Annotated in this window: 16 protein-coding genes; 10 read left to right on the top strand and 6 right to left on the bottom strand. The window is 36.9% G+C overall.

Annotation, left to right across the window (positions count from 1 at the left end):
* From mtnP to ACMAYS_RS10445, 3 genes are all read left to right on the top strand, one after another.
* Positions 1-837 (top strand): S-methyl-5'-thioadenosine phosphorylase, encoded by an 837-nt coding sequence (gene mtnP, locus ACMAYS_RS10455; protein WP_103218206.1) that lies wholly within the window; start codon positions 1-3, stop codon positions 835-837.
* 91 nt (positions 838-928) lie between these two features.
* Entirely contained in the window at positions 929-3,220 is a 2,292-nt protein-coding gene (locus tag ACMAYS_RS10450; RefSeq protein WP_412463240.1) for a PEP/pyruvate-binding domain-containing protein, read from the top strand.
* Positions 3,174-4,583, top strand: coding sequence for a PQQ-binding-like beta-propeller repeat protein (locus ACMAYS_RS10445; protein ID WP_412463239.1), 1,410 nt, complete (start codon positions 3,174-3,176; stop codon positions 4,581-4,583). Before ACMAYS_RS10450 ends, ACMAYS_RS10445 begins: the two co-directional genes overlap by 47 nt.
* Before the next feature lie 23 nt (positions 4,584-4,606).
* On the opposite strand, the gene ACMAYS_RS10440 is transcribed toward ACMAYS_RS10445, so the two are convergent.
* Together ACMAYS_RS10440 and ACMAYS_RS10435 are read right to left on the bottom strand one after the other, a co-directional pair.
* On the bottom strand, positions 4,607-5,110 hold the full coding sequence (locus ACMAYS_RS10440) for a hypothetical protein (RefSeq protein WP_412463238.1): 504 nt from the start codon (positions 5,108-5,110) through the stop codon (positions 4,607-4,609).
* Positions 5,111-5,237: 127 nt separating this feature from the next.
* Complete coding sequence (locus ACMAYS_RS10435) at positions 5,238-6,017, bottom strand: TIGR02147 family protein (RefSeq protein ID WP_412463237.1); 780 nt, start codon at positions 6,015-6,017, stop codon at positions 5,238-5,240.
* Positions 6,018-6,190: 173 nt separating this feature from the next.
* On the opposite strand from ACMAYS_RS10435, the gene ACMAYS_RS10430 reads away from it, so the two are divergent.
* Positions 6,191-7,189 (top strand): hypothetical protein, encoded by a 999-nt coding sequence (locus tag ACMAYS_RS10430; protein ID WP_412463236.1) that lies wholly within the window; start codon positions 6,191-6,193, stop codon positions 7,187-7,189.
* Here ACMAYS_RS10430 and ACMAYS_RS10425 read toward each other — a convergent pair.
* Positions 7,186-8,172, bottom strand: coding sequence for a hypothetical protein (locus ACMAYS_RS10425; RefSeq protein ID WP_412463235.1), 987 nt, complete (start codon positions 8,170-8,172; stop codon positions 7,186-7,188). The genes ACMAYS_RS10430 and ACMAYS_RS10425 overlap by 4 nt on opposite strands.
* Positions 8,173-8,256: 84 nt before the next feature.
* On the opposite strand from ACMAYS_RS10425, the gene ACMAYS_RS10420 reads away from it, so the two are divergent.
* From ACMAYS_RS10420 to ahpF, 4 genes are all read left to right on the top strand, one after another.
* Positions 8,257-8,826 (top strand): manganese efflux pump MntP family protein, encoded by a 570-nt coding sequence (locus tag ACMAYS_RS10420; protein ID WP_199177548.1) that lies wholly within the window; start codon positions 8,257-8,259, stop codon positions 8,824-8,826.
* 57 nt (positions 8,827-8,883) lie between these two features.
* On the top strand, positions 8,884-9,510 hold the full coding sequence (locus ACMAYS_RS10415; protein ID WP_412463234.1) for a carbonic anhydrase: 627 nt from the start codon (positions 8,884-8,886) through the stop codon (positions 9,508-9,510).
* 170 nt (positions 9,511-9,680) lie between these two features.
* On the top strand, positions 9,681-10,247 hold the full coding sequence (gene ahpC / locus ACMAYS_RS10410) for an alkyl hydroperoxide reductase subunit C (protein ID WP_103218201.1): 567 nt from the start codon (positions 9,681-9,683) through the stop codon (positions 10,245-10,247).
* Between the two features lie 73 nt (positions 10,248-10,320).
* Positions 10,321-11,871 carry an alkyl hydroperoxide reductase subunit F gene (gene ahpF, locus ACMAYS_RS10405; protein ID WP_412463233.1) on the top strand — a complete coding sequence of 517 codons (1,551 nt, stop codon included), beginning with the start codon at positions 10,321-10,323 and terminating at the stop codon, positions 11,869-11,871.
* Positions 11,872-11,971: 100 nt separating this feature from the next.
* Here ahpF and ACMAYS_RS10400 read toward each other — a convergent pair whose 3' ends face one another.
* Positions 11,972-12,499: a hypothetical protein gene (locus ACMAYS_RS10400; RefSeq protein WP_412463232.1), complete on the bottom strand. Its 528-nt coding sequence runs from the start codon at positions 12,497-12,499 to the stop codon at positions 11,972-11,974.
* Between the two features lie 236 nt (positions 12,500-12,735).
* On the opposite strand from ACMAYS_RS10400, the gene ACMAYS_RS10395 reads away from it, so the two are divergent.
* The gene (locus tag ACMAYS_RS10395) at positions 12,736-13,698 is read left to right on the top strand and encodes an alpha/beta hydrolase fold domain-containing protein (RefSeq protein WP_412463231.1); all 963 of its coding nucleotides are present in this window, start codon (positions 12,736-12,738) and stop codon (positions 13,696-13,698) included.
* A 10-nt stretch (positions 13,699-13,708) separates the two neighbouring features.
* On the opposite strand, the gene ACMAYS_RS10390 is transcribed toward ACMAYS_RS10395, so the two are convergent.
* A complete protein-coding gene (locus tag ACMAYS_RS10390; protein WP_021268045.1) occupies positions 13,709-13,894 on the bottom strand; it encodes a hypothetical protein in 186 nt (61 codons plus the stop codon).
* A 190-nt stretch (positions 13,895-14,084) separates the two neighbouring features.
* On the opposite strand from ACMAYS_RS10390, the gene ACMAYS_RS10385 reads away from it, so the two are divergent.
* Complete coding sequence (locus ACMAYS_RS10385) at positions 14,085-14,861, top strand: ZIP family metal transporter (RefSeq protein WP_412463230.1); 777 nt, start codon at positions 14,085-14,087, stop codon at positions 14,859-14,861.
* On the opposite strand, the gene hemN is transcribed toward ACMAYS_RS10385, so the two are convergent.
* Positions 14,856-16,190 (bottom strand): oxygen-independent coproporphyrinogen III oxidase, encoded by a 1,335-nt coding sequence (hemN, locus tag ACMAYS_RS10380; protein ID WP_412463229.1) that lies wholly within the window; start codon positions 16,188-16,190, stop codon positions 14,856-14,858. The two genes, ACMAYS_RS10385 and hemN, sit on opposite strands and share 6 nt — an antisense overlap.
* Between the last annotated feature and the right edge of the window lie 141 nt (positions 16,191-16,331).

The following is a 16,331-nucleotide window of genomic DNA, read 5'->3' as shown; positions in this document are numbered from 1 at the left end:
ATGAAAATAGGTGTAATTGGTGGAAGTGGTGTTTATGATCTTGACCTTATGGAACAAGTCGAATCATTAAATATTGAAACTCCTTTTGGCATGCCAAGTAGTCATGTTGATCATTTGAGAATCAATGGGAGTGAATTCTACTTTATTACACGTCATGGGAAAGGACATCATATTAGTCCTTCTGATATTAATTATCGTGCAAATATTTACGCGCTAAAATCACTTGGCGTTACACATGTTATTTCTATATCTGCAGTAGGTTCTTTAAAAGAAGAAGTTGCTCCTGGTGACTTCTTTCTTCCTGATCAATTCATTGATTGGACTAAAGGACTACGTAAAAGGTCTTTCTTTGAAAATGGTATTGTGGGGCATGTTTCTGTTGCTGGGCCAATTGAAATGGGGCTTGTTGAGCGAATTAAAACATTAGCAGATAAGATCGAAACAAAATTTCACTTTGGTGGAAGCTATATTTGTATTGAAGGGCCACAATATTCATCACGAGCAGAGTCTGAGCTTTTTCGCAGCTTTGGTGCAAGTGTTATCGGCATGACGAATGTTCCTGAAAGCTATCTTGCAAAGGAAGCAGGGATGGCATACGCAACAGTTGCTCTTGTGACGGACTATGATTGCTGGAAAGATGAGGCATGTTCTCTTGAGGAGATCACAAATGTCATTAATAAGAATGTCTCGAATGTTAAAGAATTGTTAATTCATTTAATACCGAGCTTAGTTAATGATGAAGTTAAGTTTGAGAGATCCAATGAGAATGCCATCGTAACTGAACCGTCTTTTTGGCCTAAGGATTCAACAGATATAATTAAGACGCTAATTTCCTGATTTTTGGCATTTTATGTGACAAAAGGTGACGATTGTCATGTAATGACTGTCTCGTAAACGATATAAATTTATCAAGAAGAGGAAGGCGTTTATGTTGTATTATTTTAAGGATCTCCCTGAAGAGAAGAAAGAAGTTGGCGGCAAGGCCTATATGCTAGCAATGATGGCCCAAATGGGGATTGTTGTTCCTAATGGGATTATCTTAGACGCTCTACCAACCAAAGAAGAATTAGCTGAAATTTTTAGCTTTGCTCGCGATGGAGAATACTCACTTGCTGTCAGAAGTTCAGCAACGGGTGAAGATTCAAAAGAGAATAGTTTTGCAGGTCAAAACTCAACTTTCTTATATGTGAATAACGATACAGATCTTGAGCACGCAATTGAAAATTGTTTCAATTCTATTCATAAAGAGTCCTCAAAAGCTTATCGAAAACATTTTTTAGGATCTGATAAAGAAGTTCCTATGAATGTTGTTGTTCAGCGTATGATTGACCCTTCATATTCAGGTGTCTACTTTTCTAAAGATCCAAGAGGTAAGTATAAAACTTGGATGCTTGAATATATTGATGGAGTCGGTGAGGACCTAGTTTCTGGTAAACGTACTCCAATTATTCTAAGTGAAGAAGATTCACAGAGTGAACATATCACTCAAGATCAAGTAAAAGAGATTGTTGCTTTCGCTAATCTTGTGGAAGATAAATATCAAGATGACTTTGATATTGAATGGGCAATTGATAAAGCAGGTAAGGTTTATCTTTTGCAAGCGAGGCCAATTACTGCCAAGGCTTCAATTACAAATCTTAAAAAACTGGCCCATGATGAACTTGAAAGACTATCTCACTCATTTTCTGATGATACAGTATGGGATGGACAAACTTTTGCAGAATGGACTGTTTCTCCTACGACTTTAACTACTCAGATATGGTCAGAGTCATTTAAAAAAGATCAAGCCTTTGATAAGGCCCTTCGTAAATTAGGCTATGTTGGCTTTAAAGGTAATGAATCCATTATGGATGAAGTCTTTGGACGAAATTATATCAACCTGAGCAAACTTGGGCAGATGTACTTTGGACCTATTCCTTATTCGATTGAACCAATGCCAAGGCCACACTTAAAGTTTCATTTCTCAAAAATAACTCCAAAGGTTCTTTTTAGCACACCACAAACAATGTGGCGTATGCTCAAGGTTGGACTCTCGATTAATACTCATCGTCAGGAAGTTATTGATCAAGCTTCAAAAGAGCTGCTGGAGATTACAACAATTTCAAAGCGACCGAATGATCCTTCAATCTATAAAGACTGGAGTGAGGAAGATATTAATGGCCGTCTTTCTAAAGAGATTACAATTTTCAGTAATCGAACTTTAGAGTGGCCGTACATTTTAATATCGCTAACTGAAACAACAATTCAAACATTGATTTCTCTTCTTAAAAGTATTTATTCTGAGCAAGAAGCAGATCAAATGATTAAGAAGTGGTCTGGAGCGGGAATCAATTCTGAAACATACAATATGGGGCTTTACTTCAAAAAAGCTTGTGCAAAGCCTAATGTCAGACCCCTTTTTCTTGCTCGCTACGGCCATCGTGGACCAGGTGAATTAGATTTAAGTGCTAAGCGCTGGTCAGAAATAGGTGATGATGCATTTTATGATTATCCCTTAGAAAAATATGTACAGGATAAAAACTCTCACTCCTTTATTGATGTTGAAGCAGAAATTATGGGGATGAGGTCTTTTAAGAAGACTCTTATCTTAGAAGAATGGAAAATTTTAAAGCAATTACTTGAGCTTAGAGAGAAGTGGAAGATGGCCATTCTAAGACCTTATGCTCATATACGCTTTCTTGCTCTTGAAAAGGCAAGAAGGATTAATTTAGAAGATGAAAATGATATTTTCTTTCTTACTAAAGAAGAAATATTAAGTTTTGAATCATCAATGCTTGAGCTAATTAAAGAAAGAAAAGAGCGAGCAGTATTATTTAAGAACTTTAATTTTTCAACTGTTACTTCTTTGCAAGAAATTAAGGCCGTCATTGATGGCAAAGAAGATAGTAGCTCAAATGATCTCATTGGTGAGGGGCTCTCTTCTGGTGTTGTTAGAGGAAAGATCGTGGTGGTTAGTAACCCTGCAAGTTGGAAAGAAATTGATTGGCCTCAAAATGCAATTGTTGTGGCCCAGTCAACAGACCCTGGCTGGACTCCTGTTTTTACTAAGGCCAGTGGAATAATAGTTGAGCGTGGAGGAGTTTTATCTCATTGTGCAATTGTTGCCAGAGAGATGGGGATTCCTGCGGTTAGTGGAATTAAACAGTGTCATTTAAAATTTAAAGGTGGAGAAGATGTTTTCGTTGATGGAAATACTGGATCAATTAAACTCATGCAATAGTTTATGTAGCGACTTTAGTTACTCAATTGTTCCTACTGTTTTATTACCTCTTGCTTTCCTAAGTACTGGTATCACTGTAGTTGCAACATTTATTGCAGGTCTTTTTGGTATTAAGTTAAAGGCCGAGGGCCCTAAGAAGTTACTTGAGGTCTTACTAAAACCAAAGATTCTAATCTCTGCTATGATCTTTAACGTTCTTATTTATGGCGGGATGGAAGCATATCAATACTTAAAGCATGGCCCTGTGCCTCTTTTTGTGCAGGAGTTGGTGAATAAAGATACTAGTTTTTCAAAAGCTCCTTTAAAAGCACAGGAAGGAATGATTTGGCAACAAAGTGTCGAAGAAGGAATTTTTGCTTCTGGTGTTGTGGTTGGTGATGAGTTATTTGTTGGCTCAAAAGAGGGAAATCTCTTTGTCATTGATATTAATTCTGGTGCTATTAAAAATAAGATTTTCTTTGGGAAGTTTCTGTCTCCAACTCCAGTCTATTATAAAGGATACCTATATTTTGGAGAAGGTCTTCACGCTTCTCATCATATGAGGGTTTATAAATTTGATCCTATTGCTAAGAAAGTAGTGGGTTCTTTTCAAACTAAAGGTCACACTGAAATTTTTCCTGTTATTACAGAAATTGATGGGAAGGATTACCTCTTTCAATCTGCTGGTGGTGACGGTCTTTATGCAATTGATCCAAATTCAATGGAGCTAATCTGGCAATACAAAGGTGGACACATGGATGCCTTTGTTCTTGTGAAGGATAATGCAGTCTATGTAGCAAGTGGAGTTCCTGAAGAGGATATTGGTAAAGCAAGACCTTATGCTTACAAACTAGATGTAAAGTCTGGAAAGCTTTTATGGAAAGAAGAACTACCACTTTCAAGTTGGTATGGGCCAGTGGCCACAAGAGATAATATCTGCTTTATTCAGGGGGAGCTTCATGTTAAGTCTGAACTAGGTGGACTTGTCTGTTTAAATTCTATTGGCCAACAAGTTAGTTCTATCAGTATCGATTCTCCTGTCATTGGTAAGCCAATTGTTTTTGATGACCTTATTGTCTTTAATGACTTTGATGGAAGAGTCTATGCGTGGAATAGCATTACTTCTAAACTAGAGTGGAAGTACGCCAGTCGTGAGAAGAAAATTGGCTACAACTATTCGTCAGTTAAGTATGACGGTGAAAAGCTTATTTTCTCTGATCGCAAGGGTAAAATTTCTTATCTTGGCCTAAATGACGGGAAAGTGATTAATTCCATCGAGTTTGGGGATGAAAGTGTTTTTGCGGATTCTCTGATTCTCGACCAAGGTCATTTGATCTTTGGAATGAAGGGTAGTATCAAATATTATAATAATACAGTTAATTAAAAGAGGGCCTTAGAGGCCCTTTTTTATTTGATCTCACATTTTGGAATCGATTTTTTGAAATTTCTAAATACTTTATTACAAATTGATTTTCTGTACTGATTTTTAAATAAGCTTACTTCAGTACTTGTTGTTACTTCCTTAGAGATCACTTTATAATTATTTTTATAAAGCTCCACACTCATACGGCATAAGTGGTCATCTGAGCTTTCACCTCTAAGATCTCCGGAGATGATTTGGTAAGTAGCACGATAAAAGAAAGCTAGGGCCTTTTGATCATTAGCATTTTGATGAACATATGGATGATCATGATAAGTTCCGATGCTCATTTGATCGACAACATTATATCCCTTACTTTCAAAAGCTTGTCTAAATTTATCAAAGTAATCTTTTGGCATATCATAATTTGCAAATGTTCCGTAATAAGGACCTTTTGCCATCACAACATTACAAGTTTCATGTTTGATTTTTCCGGCAGCAAATGATTGGATCGATAGGATTAATGTTGCAATTAAAATTAAAGTTTTCATGTTGTTCTCCTTTTGTTTTTTGCCAATGTAATCGAAAGGAGGACTGCGCTCAATATGAGCAGGGGCCAATGTGTTGACCCTCGATTGTCATCATATAAATACTACAGCTTTTAATAATTTTAAGGAGTTATTTCTTCTTTTTCCCACTGAGCGGAAAAAGTGAAAGACTTAACTGATAGATTGAATCATATTCATTTGTGTCTTCTAGAAAATCACAAAGCTTACGCCTGAAGTCCCTAATCAGCACCTTTGCCTCTTCAATTTTTTTCTTATTAGTTGCCATCATCATTGATGATTGCTCACGAAACTCGGGAGTGACTTCGTCAATGGCAAGCTTTGCAAGATCAAGAATACGACGTTGTGATTCTTTGTTGGCCATATTGATATCTTCATCACTAAGAGCATGAGTAGAGCTTCCTTCCGTAAGATCTAGCCAATCACCATCATCACGAACTTCTAACAACTTTGCTTCAACAAGGTCATCAATTAGGCTTTGTGCATACTCTTCAGTCGTATGGAGCTCTCCCGCAATCCACTTTGCTGTTGGATCGAAGCCTTTAACTTTCATTAGCTCGAGGATAGCGTAATACTGCCAATTCTTAATGACCTCTTGGTGAATCATATCGACACGAGTATATTCTTCTTTTGGATTTTTTAGGCGAAATGACTTTATAACCTCTTTAGATCTTACTTCTTTTTTAATCTTAGAAAGCTCTTCTTCTGTAATTCCCAGTAGTTTAGCTCTTGATTCAATGAAGGCATCCGGAATTTCACGTTTACCATTTAAGTATTTAGAAAGAAGACCTGGGTCCATATCGAGGTAATTAGCAAAGGAGCGCATTGAAAAGCGTTTATTCTTTGATTTCTTTTCTTCAAGTATTTTTGTGAGTAATTCTAAATAATCCATTAGCTATAAGTATGAGGCATCTTTGAAGGAAGTTCCAGATAAAGTTATCGTCACAAAATCTATAATAAAAGTCTGTGAAATCAGTAACTTGGCATTTGCTTAAGATATGGACACCATGGAGATATTTTACATAAGGGCCTAATATTTCTTAGTTGGCCGATATGATTTAGCTTATGAAAATGAAACTTATTATTTTATCGATTCTTCTAACTCAGATGCTTTCTGCTTCAGCAAACGAAAAGGCAAAACAAATTCGTGCAAGTCTAAGGGTTGCAAGGCCTGAGATTAATTTACAAGAAACAAAGATTAATAAGAGCTTTCTATTAAAGAAAAATATCGAAGAAAGAATTCAAGTTTTAGAGATATTAAAAGATCGTCCAGAAGATTTTAATATTGACGAAAATATTCTTGATCAGGCATTGCGCCTTGGAAGAGAAGGAAATGGTGGTGATGATATCGCAGCTGAATTCTTTGAAATTGGAGCGAAACTTCGTGATCAAATTGAAGGGCAACAGGCACTTCTTTTCTCAAAGCATAGTATCTTTGATGATATCAATCTTGATCTATTGGATTTAATTGTTGAAAAGACGGCAGTCTTCTCTGTGAATTATAAACTTTGCTCAAGGGCCGGTGATTACCGTTGTCGTAATGAGCGTGGCTTTGTTGCAAAGAACTTTCCTGAGACCTTAGAAATTCACGTTAATCAACAGCGTTGGGAGTCACTTAATGATCATGAAAAGTTAAAGATCGTTTTTCATGAATACTTAGGTCTATTAGGGCTTGAAGAAGGAACTTATAATCTAAGCTCTCTACTCGTTGTCGATGCAAAAGAGCAATCATCTTTCAATAATGTATCTTGTTCTTTTTCATATATTGATCAGTTAAATCGTCTCCACTCAGGTGCCGCTTCTGGTGTAAAGCATAGCATTCTCTCTGGTGGAGTTCCTTTGATGATGGGAAATCATTTCAATTATATGATCTCTTATGTCATCTCAACTGGGTACCTTCGCATTGAATTAAGAGAAGGAAAGCCCTTCGCAAACTCAGTAATGCCTAAGTTTGAAGTAGAACCTATTCTTCCTGAAGTTATCGTTTTTGATGGAGCTGTAGAAGGGCGTAAGTCAATTGAGTTTGATAAAGGTAAACTTGTTATAAGCTGTACTGGTGTTTAATTGTAGAGACAAGACATAAGCTTCTTTAGATTATTCTTTGTCGAGTTCTGTAGTGGCCCAAAATGATTGTATGACCAACCTGCATAGAAGTGAGGAGTGACACATCTTTCACTTGCGCCCTTAAGTTTTCCATCTTTTTGATTTTGTGGATGAGTGAATCTTTTTTCTGAAGTATTTAATTGAACTGAAAATGCTTCAATGACTTTATGAACTCCACAATAAGCATTGAAATGCTGAGCAGTGGAACCGAAAGCATTAATTAATGCATCTTTCTTTTTATTCTTTATCTGACAACTTTCATTTGAATAATAATGATTCCATGAATCCACACAAGGTTTTATATTTCCACCATAGTTTGGCGTGAATTGATAGAGGCCAATATTTAAACGACTCACTTTTGGCTGCCATTTATCGTAATAGAATTTTACCCCTTGAGGTCTATTGTAATTTTTTGGAGCATACTTCTTTGCGAGTTTCTCACTCGCAGCGTAGTCCGCTGTCGTTAAACTTTCAGTGTAAGCAAGGCAGCCAAAGAATTTTCCCCATAGCTGTTGAAGCTCTTCGCGATCTTCTTGCTCTCTAAGCTCATTATGTTCACGAGCAAAACGATTGGCCAATTCAATCGTCATCTCATCTGGTATATTCTTAATCGTCTTTGATAGAGATTCTTTTGTTACGGGACATAGCGGATGACTTAAAAGTCCGACTCGCTCTTGATCTTCCATCTTTGTAGGCATCTTATAAATACTGCTTACGTGAAGAAACGTTGTTCTCTTTGATGATAAGTCCTTTATGAAATAGTGGAGAGTCTCACCAAAGGAGTTTTGGTTTTCTAATTGAGTGTGACACTTATCGATTTGAAACTCAGACTGATTTCGAACTTTAGTTAATTCATTACTTTGAAAGTAAGTATCAACTTCATCAACAAAAGAATTTGTTGCGAACGAGAAGGTTGAGATAAGCAGTGCTATTAATATTTTCATCTATAAGGACAATAGTAAATATTTAACAAATCGAATAGTATTTTAATAATTGCCTGTAATAGCTCTACGTATTATAAATGTCTTATGATTAATTATTTTGAAGTTGTTGTAATTGGACTAGTTTTGTGTGCTGACTCATTTTCTGCTGCAGTAGCAATGGGCGCCAGGCCTCACAAATTTAGTGATACTCTTAAGTTTGCCTTTTCTTCAGGTGGTGCAGAAGCGCTTGTTGCATTTTTAGGCGCAATCGCTGGCGCGAAAGTTATTGCCCAATTTGACTATATCGATCACTGGATTTCATTTGGTCTCTTAACAGCTGTGGCCATTCACATGGCATATGAAGGCTACGAAGAACTAAGCGGCAAGCATGATGATGAAGAAGAGAAGCCAAAACAATTTCATAGCTTATTAAAAGTGATCCTTGTTTCATTTGCCACAAGCCTTGACGCATTTGCGGTAGGTGTGACAATTGGTGCATCGGGTAAAGTTTTAACTCCGTATATTACTTCAATTGGAGTTTGGGCATTTTGTTCGACAATCGTGGGAATGAGCATTGCTAAACGTGCTTCTGATAAGTTAGGGCCAGTTTTTAGCATCATTGCAGCGATAATTTTACAAAGCCTTGCAGTGAAATTCCTGCTAGAAGGGCTATAATTGGCAAATCCAATTTATTCACTTATGATTTTGCAAAAAAAGAAATAGGTGAGTTATATGGATATCAAAAAGATTTTTGCAAATAACAAAGAATGGGTTCAGTCTAAATTAAAACAAGACGAAAAATACTTCGATAAATTAGGTGCAGGACAAAACCCTAATTTTCTTTATATCGGATGCTCAGACTCTCGTGTAACAGCAGAAGAAGTTATGGGTGCAGGGCCTGGTGAAATTTTTGTTCACAGAAATATCGCCAATATGGTTATTAGTATCGACTTAAATGTAATGAGTGTTCTAAACTATGCTGTTGATCACTTAAAAGTTGATCATATCATTGTTTGTGGGCACTACGGTTGTGGTGGTGTTAAGGCCGCAATGGAAAGCCAAGACCTTGGAATTCTAAATCCATGGCTTAGAAATATTCGCGATGTTTATCGTACTCATAAAAATGAACTTAATGCAATTGAAGATGAAGACAAGCGCTATGAGCGTCTAGTTGAGCTTAATGTTCAAGAGCAATGTATCAATGCTATTAAAACGGCAGCAGTTCAAAAAGCGAACCGTGAAAGAGGCCTAAAAGTTTATGGCTGGGTCTTTGATGTTCACTCGGGAGAGCTTAAAGATTTAAATATCGACTTTGAAAAAACTCTAGAAAATATCATGGAAATCTATCATCTAGATTAAACTAATTAAGTTTTAAACGATTACAGTTACATATGCACCTGTGTTGCCGCATGGCTTCATAGGTGTCATCTATCAAGCATTAGATAATTAATATTAGATAAAAATCACCTCTGATGGAAGAATCTTATAAGTAGATTATCACTTATTAAAACTTCTAAAGGAGATGAATAGTGCAAACTTTAATTAACACAAAAGTACAAGATTTCAGTGTACAAGCTTACCACAATGAAGAGTTCAAAACTGTTACTGCTAATGATTTAGAAGGAAAATGGTCAATCCTTTTCTTCTATCCAGCAGACTTTACATTTGTATGCCCAACTGAACTTGGTGATATGGCAGATAAGTATGAAGAATTCCAAAAAATGGGTGTAGAGGTTTACTCTGTATCAACTGATACTCACTTCACACACAAAGCTTGGCATGACACTTCAGATACAATCAAGAAAATTAAGTATCCAATGCTAGCTGACCCAACAGGTAAGCTTACAAGAGCATTTGGTGTTCATATCGAAGAAGAAGGTCTTGCTTACAGAGGGACTTTCCTAATCAACCCAGCAGGTGAAATCAAACTTGCTGAAATTCACGACAATGGAATTGGACGTAATGCTGACGAACTAATGAGAAAGGTGCAAGCTGCTCAGTTCATCGCAGCTCACCCTGATGAAGTATGTCCAGCTAAGTGGAAGCCAGGTGCTGAAACACTTAAGCCAGGTTTAGACCTTGTAGGAAAAATCTAAGATTTTTTCTCAACGATATTTTGGGCCCAGGCTTTATTGCTTGGGCCTGTCCTAAAATTTGATTGGAGTAATTATGTTAGATAGTGGAATCATTGAACAATTAAAGTCAGTCTATGCTCAGCTAGAGAGTGAGATTGGTCTTGTCTACAATGAGTCAGCACATGCTAAACAACAAGAGCTTGTTGAGATGCTAGAGAGTATTGCGACTACTTCTCCAAAGGTTGTGGCAAAGTCTAGTGGACAAAATTACGACTATCCACATTTTGAAATTCATGTGAACGGCAAGGCAAATGGAATTAAGTTTTCAGGAATTCCAGGTGGGCATGAGTTTACTTCACTTATCCTTGCTATCTTAAATAGTGATCTTAAAGGAAAGCTTCCTGATGAGATGATTATTAATCGAATTAAAGCACTTAAAGGTGAGATAAGCCTTAAAACATATATTTCACTATCTTGTGAAAATTGTCCTGATATCGTTCAGGCGCTAAATCTAATGGCCATCTTTAAAGAGGACTTCTCTCACGAAATGGTTGATGGAGAGTTTGAGCAAGATGAGATTGCAAGACTTAAGATACAAGGTGTTCCAAGTGTTATTGATGGCGATGATCTCGTACACTCTGGAAAGTCATCACTTGTTGATTTACTTGAAAAGCTAGAAGCACGCTTTGGTAAAGAAGAAGCATCTATTTCAAGTGAAACGAAAGATCTTGGCCTATACGATGTTATCGTTATTGGAGGAGGCCCTGCTGGAGTTTCATCTGCAATCTACTCATCTCGTAAAGGGCTTAAAACGGCCGTTATTACTGATCGCATTGGTGGTCAGATGCAAGATACTAAAGGTATCGAAAACTTTATTTCAATTCCATATACAGAAGGTCCGCACTTATCTGCGGCCCTTAATGAACATATGTCACAGTATGATATTAAAACACTTGAGCATCGCCGCGTTGATAATATTGAAAATGGTGATGTGAAAACATTATTTCTAAATAGTGGAGAAACTGTTCAAACTAAAGCACTTATTATTGCAACAGGTGCTAAATGGCGTGAGCTTGGTGTTGACGGTGAAAAAGAATATATCGGTCGTGGTGTTGCTTATTGCCCACACTGTGATGGGCCTTACTACAAAGGCAAGGACATCAGTGTAGTTGGTGGTGGTAACTCAGGGGTTGAAGCTGCCATTGATCTTGCTGGTATTGTAAAGTCTGTTACTCTTTTTGAATTTGCACCTGAGCTTAAAGCTGACTCTGTTCTTGTAAAGAAATTAGAATCTCTATCAAATGTTACGATTGTTAAAAATGCTCGTACAGAAAGAGTTGTAGGGGACGGGGAAAAAGTAATTGGTCTAGAGTATGAAGATCGTGCAACAGGTGAGATGAAAAAAGTTGACCTTGATGGTGTCTTTGTTCAGATCGGACTTGTGCCAAATAGTGGCTTCCTTGGGGATCTTGTTGAAAAGAATAAGTTTGGGGAAATTGTTGTAACTGATAAGTGTCGTACAAGTCAGAAAGGTATTTATGCGGCCGGAGATGTAACAATCGTACCTTATAAACAAATTATTATCGCAATGGGAGAAGGGGCCAAAGCAGGTCTTTCTGCCTTTGAAGATTTAATGCTTGTGTAAACGCAATAACTCTCTCTGCGTTACATAAATAATCTAGAGAAATCTAGGGGGCCCCTCATCTTCTACTCATGCGTGAGGGGCTTTTTAAATTTTAGATTCATTAATCGATTGAAGCACTTACGCTATATCTTCCAAGTAATTCACCCGCTTTATTAAGTAGAAAGTACTTCGTTGTTATGTGCATATTATCCCATTCTCCACCTGTCGACTCGTATTGAAAAAGGTAGAGGTCGCCAACTTTATATGCATTTTTAAAATCTGTTGATGATCCGTACTCGCCATCTGGTGAAGTATAGCGTCCACCCATATAGTCTTTTGAGCGAAGTGCCTTTGCCAAAGTGAACTTCATATCAAAGCTTGTATCGTCATGGATATTAATTAGCTCAAGTTCTCCGCCTAGGATCTCAGCAACTTTAAATGTTATTTTCGTGATTTTGAATTCATAACATTTTTGTGCTTCATCACCAGCGCTTAGATCTTGATTACTGTAAATGTCATATAGGTTACAGTCTTTGAATAATTTGTAGTCATTTCTTAGATCATTAAAGTAGCTCTTTAGCTCTGGAGCATTTGCGCTAGCAAAAGCAGGAATTAACATTGATAAAACAATTAGCGATAAAGTTTTCATAGATAAGCTCCTAAGTTACTACTCTACATAGTACAGCGGGTTAAAATTGACAAAACATTGTGTTTTGTAAGTTGTGACACTAGATACAATTTACTTAGTTTTAGGACAATCTTTTTGAAATATTAGTATTTTGTGAGGTTCTGTGAGTCGTGTTGCAGCGAGTCTTAATTCTGGGTTAAAGAGAATTTGGCCATTCTTATCTGTGGCCCCATGGGTATCTCACCGATATTAAACTTATGGGAAATAAGTCATTAAAAAAAGATCACTATCCAATCGATACAGAGTTTCGTTACCAAGAGGATGAAAGTTTTGGTTCCTTTGTTTCAAAAGGTAGTCTTCGAATTCTACAGCTAAGAAAAATTTTTTCTAAAATTATTGAAAAGAAAAAAGAAGACCCAATACCAAATGAAGCAAGCATACCTCGTGCTTTTTATCACGAGTTTGATATTCATTGTATGCAAATTCAAAATAGAAATCTCTTTCAATTTCGTCCAATAAAAAAAGAATGCCTAAAAACAGTTTTCTATATTCACGGTGGAGCATTTATCTACAATATGAATGTCGGCCAATTTCATTTGTTAACTCAATTGATGAGAAATATTGATATCGAAATCATCGTGCCTGATTACCCGCTCGTTCCTCATGGCAGTGTTTTAGACGCTCTGTCGATGATTAGGGAGTCTTTTGAGAAAACAGCACAAAGAGTAGGGGCCGAAAATATTATTGTCATGGGAGATGCGGCAGGAGGCTGTCTTGCACTTGCACTATGTGAGCAAATGAGAAATGAAGGTAATCCTCTTCCATCTTCGATCATATTACTTTCTCCTTGGCTTGATATTAGTATGAGTAATCCTGAAATTGAGGATATTGATGAGCATGAAATGGTATTGGATCGAAAGGGGATAAGAGAATTAGGTCATATCTTCGCTGAAGATCTTGCAGAGGATGATTATCGTATTAGTCCACTTCGAGGGGAGTTAGATGATCTGCCTGAGATAAATATTTTTACAGGTACTCACGATATTCTTTACCCAGATGCCAAGGAATTAAAGAATCGTCTAAAAGAAGAAAATAGGCCATACCGCTATTTCGAATACCCTAAGATGATGCACGGATTTATTGAAATGCCTCATCTTAGGGAGTCCAGATTCGCTATTAATCAGATTATATCTTTATTAAAAAGTGAGTTTGATCGTTAGGTTAAGTTTTTTATGAACCACAACCGATACAATCGATAAAACTTTCTGGTGGTTTTACGCCATCAAGCTTCATTTTAATATTGTGAATTCTGCCACGAATATCCATATCTTCCATCATATTTCCAGTAAGTTGTCCTTCTAGAAGTGTGATTTCCGCTAGTAATTCTTCTTTTTGTTGTGGCGTCAATTGACTCATGTGTGCTCCCTGTCGATGTGTGTTGTGTGACTTAAATTATCCATTAGATTGTAAAAATATGCAAATTATCAAGAGCTTATAGTTGATAGTTAATAACTATCAAAGCTTTAGTTTAATCGAATATTGTCTGGCGCAGAATTTCCGTAAAATTAATATATTCTCCTTTAAACAGAGGGGAAGAGGAGAGTTTATGAGTGCAAATTATATGGCCATCTCTGGAGTATTAGTTGCGGGCCTTGCAACAGGAATAGGTGCATTACCTATCTATTTGAAGAAGCATTATTCAAAAGAAATACTTGATATCGCAATGGGCTTTAGTGCAGGAGTCATGCTAGTTGCATCATTTGTTTCACTGATAACCCCTGGTTTGGAAGAGGCAAAGAAACTCTATTCTGCTTCAATGGCAATGCCTATTTTTCTATTAAGTCTATTCTTAGGCTATGTCTTCATCATTTTTGTTCATGATCTAATACCCCATAAACATATTAATAAGAAAAGCGATATGGAGCTTGGTGGCCACGAGCGCAAACTGAGTCGGGTTATGTTAATCACTTTGGCCATCGCGCTTCATAATATACCTGAGGGCCTTGCTGTTGGAGTGGGGTTCGGTGGTGGAAACCATGCTGGAGGAATGGCGCTTGCTCTGGCCATTGCTTTACAAAATATTCCTGAAGGACTTGTTATTGCTTTTGGAATTTTAAATGAAGGTGCAACTAAGAACCGTGCTTTCTTGATGGCCTTACTTTCTGGCCTTGTAGAACCAGTTGCTGCAGGTGTTGGTTTTTTAGCAACTAGTATATCAACTCAAAGTCTTCCGATTGCATTAGGTTTTGCTGCAGGGACAATGTTATTTGTAATTTGCCAAGAGATGCTACCCGAGCTTTTTAGGCAAGGGCATGAGAGAAATGCAACTCTTGGCGTAATTATTGGTGTGATGACAATGCTTACGATAGATTTCTATCTATAGTGCACGTGAACCACTATTTTGTTTTGATCTCATCAAATGATGATCAAAGATACTCGCAATATTTCTCATAAATGGTCTGCCATCATCAGTGACAATTATTTTATCACTATTTGTAATCAGGCCATCTTCTTCTAGTTCGCAAATTTTACTATTAATGTGTGAAGCATTCTTGAGGCTTTGCCAGTCTTTCTTTGAAACGCTATTTGTCGCAAAGAAATTTTGTAAGATCTCTTCTACAACGATATCTTCTTGCGTGTGGATATGGCCTGTGGAAATGGCAAGCCTTCTCTTACTTATTGATTCGAAATAAGTTTTTACGTTCTTCTCATTTTGTACAAAGCTTTTTGCTGAAGAAGATATTGAAGAGCAACCAAGGCCAATAATTATTGGTGAACTTTTATGAGTATGACCCATAAAGTTTCTTCTTAGTTTTCCTTCCTGCTTTGCTTGATAAAGCTGTGAATTTGATTTTGCAAAGTGATCTAGCCCAATCTCTTTGTAAGAATGATTTTCAAGTAGACCTTTGCCATGTTCATAAAGAGCTCGCTTAAGTGCTCCTTCTGGAAGAGCCTCCTCTGGGATTAACTTTTGATTTTTAATCTTAGATGGAAGGTGGGCATAGCTATAGAATGCAATTTGTAACGGCTTAAGTGAAATGACCTTCTCGATTGTTGCTTCAACTGTATCGAGTGTCTGATAAGGAAGGCCGTAGATTAAATCAAAGTTTATGTCATCAATTCCAATTTCACGACAATAGTCCACAAGCTCTTTTACTTTTTCAAAAGGTTGGATACGCCCAATTGCCTCTTGAACAACTGGATCAAAATCTTGTATTCCCATTGATAATCGACTAAATCCAAGCTTCTTATAAAGGTCTAGTTGCGATTTTGAACAAGTACGTGGGTCTATCTCAATTGAGCCTTTAAACTCTTTAGCATCAATCGACTCCTTTAATTTATCTAATAAAGTAGAAAATGCTTCTTCATTTAAGAAATTAGGTGTTCCGCCACCAAGGTGAATTGACGAGATATTAATATCACCCATTTGTTCGAGATAGAGTTCCCATTCTCTTAAGAGAAAATCAACATATTCAATACCGCGATTTTTATTCTTAGAAATAACTCGATGGCAACCGCAGTAGTAACAAAGTTTTTCACAAAATGGGACATGGATATAGAGTTCTACTCCTTGAGACTTATCGTAACCTTCTTTGATGTGTTCAAACCACATCTCCTGAGATGGTGCTCCCGTCCAATAGGGCACGGCTGGAAAGCTTGTATAGCGTGGAACTGGTACATTATATTTTTGAACAAGACTGTCTTTAATCATATTTTTTACTCCTAAGGGCAATATTAGAAGAATATGAGCAAAAAAAAGATGACGTAGCTTAGGTTTTTGCTTGTAGTGCAAGTTGAATCTGTTTTCAATTCTTTCAAGCTTCAAAGATTATGGCCTTGTTTAGTTGTTAAA

The sequence above is a fragment of the Halobacteriovorax sp. RT-2-6 genome, from assembly GCF_047085025.1.
Taxonomy (GTDB): domain Bacteria; phylum Bdellovibrionota; class Bacteriovoracia; order Bacteriovoracales; family Bacteriovoracaceae; genus Halobacteriovorax_A.
The sequence above is the reverse complement of the archived record's forward strand: the minus strand, read 5'-3'. Positions and strand labels throughout refer to the sequence as shown.

What these genes read in the sequence shown, in the direction of transcription:
- mtnP (WP_103218206.1), top strand. Translation starts at nt 1, where the DNA reads ATGAAAATAGGTGTAATTGGTGGAAGTGGTGTTTATGATCTTGACCTT.
- ACMAYS_RS10450 (WP_412463240.1), top strand. Translation starts at nt 929, where the DNA reads ATGTTGTATTATTTTAAGGATCTCCCTGAAGAGAAGAAAGAAGTTGGC.
- ACMAYS_RS10445 (WP_412463239.1), top strand. Translation starts at nt 3,174, where the DNA reads ATGTTTTCGTTGATGGAAATACTGGATCAATTAAACTCATGCAATAGT.
- ACMAYS_RS10440 (WP_412463238.1), bottom strand. Translation starts at nt 5,110, where the DNA reads ATGAAAACTTTAATTTTAATTGCAACATTAATCCTATCGATCCAATCA.
- ACMAYS_RS10435 (WP_412463237.1), bottom strand. Translation starts at nt 6,017, where the DNA reads ATGGATTATTTAGAATTACTCACAAAAATACTTGAAGAAAAGAAATCA.
- ACMAYS_RS10430 (WP_412463236.1), top strand. Translation starts at nt 6,191, where the DNA reads ATGAAAATGAAACTTATTATTTTATCGATTCTTCTAACTCAGATGCTT.
- ACMAYS_RS10425 (WP_412463235.1), bottom strand. Translation starts at nt 8,172, where the DNA reads ATGAAAATATTAATAGCACTGCTTATCTCAACCTTCTCGTTCGCAACA.
- ACMAYS_RS10420 (WP_199177548.1), top strand. Translation starts at nt 8,257, where the DNA reads ATGATTAATTATTTTGAAGTTGTTGTAATTGGACTAGTTTTGTGTGCT.
- ACMAYS_RS10415 (WP_412463234.1), top strand. Translation starts at nt 8,884, where the DNA reads ATGGATATCAAAAAGATTTTTGCAAATAACAAAGAATGGGTTCAGTCT.
- ahpF (WP_412463233.1), top strand. Translation starts at nt 10,321, where the DNA reads ATGTTAGATAGTGGAATCATTGAACAATTAAAGTCAGTCTATGCTCAG.
- ACMAYS_RS10400 (WP_412463232.1), bottom strand. Translation starts at nt 12,499, where the DNA reads ATGAAAACTTTATCGCTAATTGTTTTATCAATGTTAATTCCTGCTTTT.
- ACMAYS_RS10395 (WP_412463231.1), top strand. Translation starts at nt 12,736, where the DNA reads ATGGGAAATAAGTCATTAAAAAAAGATCACTATCCAATCGATACAGAG.
- ACMAYS_RS10390 (WP_021268045.1), bottom strand. Translation starts at nt 13,894, where the DNA reads ATGAGTCAATTGACGCCACAACAAAAAGAAGAATTACTAGCGGAAATC.
- ACMAYS_RS10385 (WP_412463230.1), top strand. Translation starts at nt 14,085, where the DNA reads ATGAGTGCAAATTATATGGCCATCTCTGGAGTATTAGTTGCGGGCCTT.
- hemN (WP_412463229.1), bottom strand. Translation starts at nt 16,190, where the DNA reads ATGATTAAAGACAGTCTTGTTCAAAAATATAATGTACCAGTTCCACGC.